General features: G+C 43.1%; 1 protein-coding gene. It reads right to left on the bottom strand.

Annotated elements, in window-relative coordinates; genetic code table 11:
* Positions 1–633 precede the first annotated feature (633 nt).
* Positions 634–1,218, bottom strand: a complete 585-nt coding sequence (gene nadD, locus QVO66_RS02515; protein WP_021853818.1) for a nicotinate (nicotinamide) nucleotide adenylyltransferase — start codon at positions 1,216–1,218, stop codon at positions 634–636.
* Between the last annotated feature and the right edge of the window lie 317 nt (positions 1,219–1,535).

Genomic DNA, 1,535 nt, shown 5'->3' with positions numbered 1-1,535 from the left:
ATTAATCAAAAAAATAGGAAGCAAGCGGATTGAAAATTCTGATACTATATTCCGGCAGATTGAAAATCAGCCGGCACATTAGCTTTGTTGGTATATGCCGTTTGTTTTTAAGCCACAAGACATTTGACTTTAACTTCTTTAACTACTCTAACTCCTTTAACTACTAAAATAAACTTTTAACCTCTCCAGAATTGCCATGCTCATCACGAAACCGTGGTTTGGTGCGAAAAATTGCACAAAATTGACATTTCCGGTAAAGTGTTGATATATCGGCTTTTACCAAGATTACGAAGCAAGAAGGCAATAGTTAAAAAACATTACTCGGCCACTTTTCACCCGTAAACGATAGGTTTAGCATCACAAAAGCATACGTTTACGACATTAAAAGCAGGCATTTGTGAACGAAAAAGGGCTGATTTTGATGTTGAAAATAGGCATAAAAATAAACGTATGTTAAAGAAGCGTGGTATCAATGCCATCATCTTTAACATACGTTATAAGTTGATTTTCTAGAATGAAAAATATTTTTGTCCTGAGTTTTTACCTATTTCATGCTGTGTTTTAACAATTAGCAATGCAATAAGAACAATATCAGAATTACGGAAAAACAGCTCCGATATGTTATCCACCGACTTAAACTTTAGGAGCATACAGACCGTTGTCGCTGATATAACGGGCCACGCTGTCGGGCACAAGACCGTTTATCGGACGGCCGGCGGCAATGAACTGCCTTACCTGCGTGCTGCTGATGTCTATCAGACGGGTGTCTACGAGACTGACTCCTTCGGGCAGCGACGCGGCATCTACGGCAGAACCGCCGCGGGGATATATCACTATGCGATAATGACTGAGGATGTCGCGCCAGGCATACCACTCGCTGAAGCGCTCCCAGTTGTCGGCACCTATGAGCAGGACGAACCGGCGGTCGGGATAGTCGCGGCTCATCGACTGAAGGGTGTGCCACATATACGACGGACGGGGCATGCGAAACTCATAGTCGGAGGCATGCATACGCGGCTCGCCTTTGAGCGCAAGCTCTACCATCTTTAGCCGCTGTTCGTCGTCAAGCAGGTCGGCAGCACGCTTAAACGGGTTCTGCGGCGACACGACAAACCATATTTCATCTAGTCCCGCACTTGCCAACAGCAGGCGCGCCAGCTCTACGTGTCCGTTGTGTATGGGGTTGAAAGAGCCCCCGAAGATGCCGGTGGTGATCATTTTTATTCTTTAGGAGTTAGAGTAGTTAAAGAAGTTAAAGTCAAATGCTTTGTGGCTTATTGTCAAACATCAACCTTTAGGTTTTCAAAACTATGGTATGTAACAGCAAGACTAATGTGCCGGCTGATTTATAATCTGCCGGAATTAAGTATAAGGATTTTCAATCCGATTACTTCCTATTTTTTGATTAAAAGGTATGAATTTCGGATCACAGATCCTGATACTTAATGCTGTCGGATAGCATATCCGACAGAACAATAGCATTGTTGCTTCTTGTAGCCTATTGTCAAACATCAACCTTTAGGTTTTCAAAACTA

Origin of the sequence: Prevotella sp. CAG:255 (assembly GCF_000431195.1) — a bacterium.
Lineage (GTDB): Bacteria > Bacteroidota > Bacteroidia > Bacteroidales > Bacteroidaceae > Prevotella > Prevotella rara.
The sequence above is the reverse complement of the archived record's forward strand: the minus strand, read 5'-3'. Positions and strand labels throughout refer to the sequence as shown.